At 57.9% G+C, this 3491-nt stretch carries 2 rRNA genes; both read left to right on the forward strand.

The features are described 5' to 3' along the window. Window positions 1-116 precede the first annotated feature (116 nt). A 23S ribosomal RNA gene (locus ABZ374_RS47880) occupies window positions 117-3243 on the forward strand. A 129-nt stretch (window positions 3244-3372) separates the two neighbouring features. Then, a 5S ribosomal RNA gene (gene rrf / locus ABZ374_RS47885) occupies window positions 3373-3489 on the forward strand. The last annotated feature ends 2 nt before the right edge of the window (window positions 3490-3491 follow it).

A 3491-nucleotide genomic window follows, 5' to 3' on the forward strand; every position in this document is an offset into this window, starting at 1 on the left:
GGGTTCCGATCCTCGGACGATCAATGAACCGCCGGTGTTCACCGGTAGGCGTCGGTCCTCAAGTCTGTGGGAATCGGTTGTTGTTTGAGAACTGCACAGTGGACGCGAGCATCTGTGGCCAAGTTGTTAAGGGCGCACGGTGGATGCCTAGGTACCAGGAACCGATGAAGGACGTGGGAGGCCGCGATAGGCCCCGGGGAGCTGTCAACCGAGCTGTGATCCGGGGGTGTCCGAATGGGGAAACCCGGCAGTCGTCATGGGCTGTCACCCGCACCTGAATATATAGGGTGTGTGGAGGGAACGCGGGGAAGTGAAACATCTCAGTACCCGCAGGAAGAGAAAACAACCGTGATTCCGAGAGTAGTGGCGAGCGAAATCGGATGAGGCTAAACCGGTCACGTGTGATACCCGGCAGGGGTTGCGTGATCGGGGTCGTGGGAGTGTGCTTGATCGGTCTGCCGGCCGGTCGGCGAGTCAGAAACCGTACATGTAGTCGAAGGACATGCGAAAGGTCCGGCGTAGAGGGTAAGACCCCCGTAGACGAAACATGTGCGGCTTGCTTGCGCATTTCCCAAGTAGCACGGGGCCCGAGAAATCCCGTGTGAATCCGGCGGGACCACCCGCTAAGCCTAAATATTCCCTGGTGACCGATAGCGGACTAGTACCGTGAGGGAAAGGTGAAAAGTACCCCGGGAGGGGAGTGAAATAGTACCTGAAACCGTGTGCCTACAAGCCGTGGGAGCGTCGTCATCCGCGTTTACGTGGGTGGCCGTGACTGCGTGCCTTTTGAAGAATGAGCCTGCGAGTTTGCGGTGTGTGGCGAGGTTAACCCGTGTGGGGTAGCCGTAGCGAAAGCGAGTCCGAACAGGGCGATTGAGTCGCGCGCCCAAGACCCGAAGCGGAGTGATCTAGCCATGGGCAGGGTGAAGCGCGGGTAAGACCGTGTGGAGGCCCGAACCCACCAGGGTTGAAAACCTGGGGGATGACCTGTGGTTAGGGGTGAAAGGCCAATCAAACTCCGTGATAGCTGGTTCTCCCCGAAATGCATTTAGGTGCAGCGTCGTGTGTTTCTTGCCGGAGGTAGAGCACTGGATTGTTGATGGGCCTCACCAGGTTACTGAGATAAGCCAAACTCCGAATGCCGGTAAGTGAGAGCGCGGCAGTGAGACTGCGGGGGATAAGCTCCGTGGTCGAGAGGGAAACAGCCCAGAGCACCGACTAAGGCCCCCAAGCGTGCGCTAAGTGGGAAAGGATGTGGAGTCGCACAGACAACCAGGAGGTTGGCTTAGAAGCAGCCACCCTTGAAAGAGTGCGTAATAGCTCACTGGTCAAGTGATTCCGCGCCGATAATGTAGCGGGGCTCAAGCGCACCGCCGAAGTCGTGTCATTCGTACATGCAGCCAAGCCTTCGTGGTTCAGGCGTACGGATGGGTAGGGGAGCGTCGTGCAGCGAGTGAAGTCGCGGTGGAAACCAGCGGTGGACGCTGCACGAGTGAGAATGCAGGCATGAGTAGCGAATCACACGTGAGAAACGTGTGCGCCGGATGACCAAGGGTTCCTGGGGCAGGCTAATCCGCCCAGGGTAAGTCGGGACCTAAGGCGAGGCCGACAGGCGTAGTCGATGGACAACGGGTTGATATTCCCGTACCCGCTACGACGCGCCAGCGCTGAACCTCGTGATGTTAAGGCCGTGAAGCCGCCGGGATCCTTCGGGTGAACGGTTTTGGTGGAGCCGCCGAACCAATCGGGTAGTAGGTGAGCGATGGGGTGACGCAGGAAGGTAGTCCAGCCCGGGCGGTGGTAGTCCCGGGGTAAGGGTGTAGGGCGTTGTGTAGGCAAATCCGCACAACACGAGCCTGAGACCTGATGCCGACCCGATTGTGGGGAAGTGGATGATCCTATGCTGCCGAGAAAAGCCTCTAGCGAGTGTCGTGGCGGCCCGTACCCCAAACCGACTCAGGTGGTCAGGTAGAGAATACTAAGGCGTTCGGGTGAACTGTGGTTAAGGAACTCGGCAAAATGCCCCCGTAACTTCGGGAGAAGGGGGGCCATTGCTGGTGAGGGGACTTGCTTCCCGAGCTGGTGGTGGCCGCAGAGACCAGCGAGAAGCGACTGTTTACTAAAAACACAGGTCCGTGCGAAGTCGTAAGACGATGTATACGGACTGACGCCTGCCCGGTGCTGGAACGTTAAGGGGACCGGTTAGCTCTTCGGGGCGAAGCTGAGAACTTAAGCGCCAGTAAACGGCGGTGGTAACTATAACCATCCTAAGGTAGCGAAATTCCTTGTCGGGTAAGTTCCGACCTGCACGAATGGCGTAACGACTTCTCGACTGTCTCAACCACAGGCCCGGTGAAATTGCACTACGAGTAAAGATGCTCGTTTCGCGCAGCAGGACGGAAAGACCCCGGGACCTTTACTATAGTTTGATATTGGTGTTCGGTTCGGCTTGTGTAGGATAGGTGGGAGACTGTGAAGCGGACACGCCAGTGTCCGTGGAGTCGTCGTTGAAATACCACTCTGGTCGTGCTGGATGTCTAACCTGGGTCCGTGATCCGGATCAGGGACAGTGTCTGATGGGTAGTTTAACTGGGGCGGTTGCCTCCTAAAGGGTAACGGAGGCGCCCAAAGGTTCCCTCATCCTGGTTGGCAATCAGGTGTCGAGTGTAAGTGCACAAGGGAGCTTGACTGTGAGACCGACAGGTCGAGCAGGTGCGAAAGCAGGGACTAGTGATCCGGCGGTGGCTTGTGGAAGCGCCGTCGCTCAACGGATAAAAGGTACCCCGGGGATAACAGGCTGATCTTCCCCAAGAGTCCATATCGACGGGATGGTTTGGCACCTCGATGTCGGCTCGTCGCATCCTGGGGCTGGAGTAGGTCCCAAGGGTTGGGCTGTTCGCCCATTAAAGCGGTACGCGAGCTGGGTTTAGAACGTCGTGAGACAGTTCGGTCCCTATCCGCTGTGCGCGTAGGAGTCTTGAGAAGGGCTGTCCCTAGTACGAGAGGACCGGGACGGACGAACCTCTGGTGTGCCAGTTGTTCTGCCAAGGGCATGGCTGGTTGGCTACGTTCGGGAGGGATAACCGCTGAAAGCATCTAAGCGGGAAGCTTGCTTCGAGATGAGGACTCCCACCAACTTCGGTTGGGTAAGGCCCCCGAGAGACGATCGGGTTGATAGGCCGGGTGTGGAAGCCCTGTAAGGGGTGGAGCTGACCGGTACTAATAGGCCGAGGACTTGTCCTCAGTTGCTACGCGTCCACTGTGTGGTTCCCGAACCGCAATCGGTTTCGGGGAACCCGTTGTTGATAATTGAATCACCGCATGTGATTTCTGGTTCACCGAACGACCCTTGATTGTAGGGTTCGATGGTTTTCCGGTGGTCTTGGCGGAGAGGAAACGCCCGGTCTCATTCCGAACCCGGAAGCTAAGCTCTCCAGCGCCGATGGTACTGCACTCGAAGGGGTGTGGGAGAGTAGGACGCCGCCGGAATC

Origin of the sequence: Embleya sp. NPDC005971, assembly GCF_040629175.1 — a bacterium.
Taxonomy (GTDB): Bacteria; Actinomycetota; Actinomycetes; order Streptomycetales; family Streptomycetaceae; genus Embleya.